The sequence below is a fragment of the Candidatus Culexarchaeum yellowstonense genome (assembly GCF_024707025.1).
In the GTDB taxonomy this organism is placed as follows: domain Archaea; phylum Thermoproteota; class Methanomethylicia; order Culexarchaeales; family Culexarchaeaceae; genus Culexarchaeum.
The window spans coordinates 1-2974 of the sequence record NZ_JANGFQ010000202.1; the positions used below are offsets into that span (position 1 = coordinate 1).

General features: G+C 36.6%; 4 protein-coding genes. All 4 read right to left on the reverse strand.

Annotation, left to right across the window (positions count from 1 at the left end; translation table 11 throughout):
* Positions 1–73 precede the first annotated feature (73 nt).
* The 4 genes from MRT15_RS12665 to MRT15_RS11140 all read right to left on the reverse strand — a co-directional run bounded on the left by MRT15_RS12665 (position 74) and on the right by MRT15_RS11140 (position 2444).
* Positions 74–208, reverse strand: a complete 135-nt coding sequence (locus MRT15_RS12665) for a transposase (protein WP_369684977.1) — start codon at positions 206–208, stop codon at positions 74–76.
* Positions 196–396, reverse strand: coding sequence for a hypothetical protein (locus MRT15_RS11130; protein WP_304330275.1), 201 nt, complete (start codon positions 394–396; stop codon positions 196–198). The genes MRT15_RS12665 and MRT15_RS11130 overlap by 13 nt, the downstream gene beginning before the upstream one ends.
* Before the next feature lie 587 nt (positions 397–983).
* Positions 984–2093, reverse strand: a complete 1110-nt coding sequence (locus MRT15_RS11135) for an NAD-dependent epimerase/dehydratase family protein (protein WP_369684976.1) — start codon at positions 2091–2093, stop codon at positions 984–986.
* Between the two features lie 186 nt (positions 2094–2279).
* A complete protein-coding gene (locus MRT15_RS11140) occupies positions 2280–2444 on the reverse strand; it encodes a hypothetical protein (RefSeq protein WP_304330277.1) in 165 nt (54 codons plus the stop codon).
* Positions 2445–2974: the final 530 nt, after the last annotated feature.

The window sequence follows — 2974 nt, forward strand, 5'->3', positions numbered from 1 at the left end:
CTGAGGAACCAGTATCTTGAGACGAGTTCTTTTAATCTTCTTGCATGTTCCACGACTTTGCACCCACTACCTATCATGATTTGGCTATGTTTTTTGCGTCTGTCTTGTCGCTCTTTTTTCCTCTTATTCCCTTCATTCTTGAGATTTCGAGTGGGTTGAGTGTGCGTACTTCGATGCCTCTTTTTGTGAGGTATTCTATGAGTGGTATATGCCTGTGTTCTCTATTCCCACTATGATGTTCGTTCCGAACGTTTGCAGTATTTTCTCGTAACCCTCCTCATCATTCCCAACCACTATCACCCTATCCTCCCCCAGCGCGCACGCTACCAACACACGTTTTGCCACATCAACCCCTACAAACTTCATCCCCACATGTACTACCCTTATATCTGTCATTCTCATGACAACCTCCGGTCGAGTATGCGTGGGGGTTTGGGTCAAGCTCCTAGACGAGCTTTTAGGCTCAGGTTGTTAACCGACCTTGACCCCCACCAGGGCTAGGTAGTAGTACTACTACCTAGCCCTTAAATCTTATATAAGGTTGATGATCCAACAAGTTTTATGACAAGTTTGATAAAGTGAAAAGCATGGTGTCGTTGTTTGTAGTAAAAAATAGTGTGTTTTTTACTTTTAATCCAAATTATGTCGTAAGTAATATTATAAGTTCCATATTAGAGTTTGTAGCTGAATGACAACACCATATAGTACGATAAAGTGTCCAACGATTATTAATAGGGATTGTTATATTGAGAATACGTTTATAGAGTCGCTCACTAGTAAGAGAATAATGTAAAAAATATTGTGAATAGTAATATTTGTTTAGAAATCTTCTTATCTTTCTTGAAGATTTCGCTCTTTATAAAATTGTCTAACATAATTATTTCATAATCTTTCTTTGAGAAAAACTCAGCCACTAAGAACCTATAAAATCAGTACTACCTGTTACTAAGACTTAGGAGATAGATAAGCAAGGACTATTTTAACTATGTTAGATACCTTCTCCTCTCTTCTTCCGCTTTTTCAAACATATCAATTGCTTCCTGCGTTTCTCCCCATTCAACAAACTTCTTGAGACCTTGCTTTAAGCTATACCTTGGTTCAAAATTAAGTTCCCTTTTAATCTTCGATATATCAGCAAAATCATGCCTATTATCACCTACCCTAAACTCTCCCGTAACCTTTGGTTCAACTTTCGAATTAAAAAGCTCAATTAAAGTCTTCGCAACCTCTAGAATACTTGTAGCCCTTCCAGTCCCAACATTATAAATCCCCTCCCTATCACTCTCTAAAGCTAAAATATTTGCCCTTGCAACATCTTCAACATAAATGAAATCCCTTAACTGATTCCCATCCTCAAATATAATAGGAGGATTATTATTCTTTATTCTAGAAGAAAATATTGCAACCACACCAGTATAAGGATTATTCAAACTCTGCCTCGGCCCATAAACATTAAAATACCTAAAAACTACAGTAGGAATTTTTAAAGCAAACCCAAAATTAACTGCTATCCTTTCAGCATCATACTTAGATAAAGCATATGTAGAAAGATTTTGAACCGGCTTCTCCTCAGTTATCCCCACAGGCTTAACATACTCATCACAAAATGGACAATGAACCTCCCAATCCCTTTTCTCCAACTGCTCCCTTTTTCTTAATCCAGGATAAACAACCCCATGAACCTTGCATACATAAGCCCCCTCACCATAAATTGATTTAGAACTAGCAACAATTATCTTCCTTATACTTTTTCTAATTTCAGGCTTTTCAAGAAGAACTTCATACATATTTGCCGTCCCAATAGAATTTGTAGTAAGATACCTAACTGGTTGATACATGCTTTGACCAACCCCAACTATTGCAGCAAGATGAATTACCGCATCCACATTTTTCAAAGCCTTAAACCAATCTTCCCTTTCAGTTACATTACCAAAGAAGTATTCTACCTTTTGATTTAAATAGTCCGGCTTTTTATTAAAATGAACCTGCGGTTCTAAATTATCAAGAACCCTTACCGAATATCCTCTCTCCACTAGCAAATCAACAGTATGCGAACCTATGAAACCCGCACCACCAGTTACCAAGACCCTCATTTAGTTTTCACTATTAATTAGCATTACTTAAAGTTTTCTATACTGTATTGCATGATTCTTTAGTGCACTCTTCTCATGACTAGACGTTTTTCTGATACTAGCTTAAATTAACGCCATGAAAGTATAGATACGCCTTCGTAATCATTCCCTAAATCTTATTAGGGATTATAAGGATTCTGATGAAGCCTAATAGTGTGATGGGTGAGTTTGATATGGTTCGCCTATTTTGTCCTTGTTTAGTTTTTTGAGTTCTTGTTTCCAGTTGTTTATGGTTGAGAAGTCGAGGAGGATTCCACTCTTCCTAACAAGCGCCTCATTATACTTACTCCAGTCTCTATTGTTAGAGGTCATATCTCACTGCATAAGTATGAGATTGAACTAAAAACTTTATGCTACATGCTCAAGTCATGCAACACAGCATTGTGGTGTTGTTCTTATTTTATAGTGGTTTTGGAGGTATTATTTTATGTTGATGGTTTTTGTAGTTTTATGTGTGTTTATTTTTGTGTTAATGATTTTTGTTTTTGTTTGTTATTTATTGTGACCTTAGTTCCTATCAAGATATGCTCATGCGCTAGCCTAGTTTTTATGTGGAAGGTGTTCATGAATTCTGTATGCGTGTGTAATTATGACTTTTATTAGTTACTATACTCTTGACTGTCAAGATAATTCTGCTCATACTATCTTTTAGCATATATCAAATAATGAGAGGAATCTGATGGGAACTAGGGTTTATTGTGTTGTTTGTTGGGGCCCGAGTCCTATGGCTTTGAATTTGGTGTGTTTTGTGTATTCGTGTGGGTTGTAGATTCTTCTGCCGTCTACTATTGCTGGGTTTTTCATTAGTTTTGTGAAGTCTTCTGGTTTGAGTTTTTTGAATT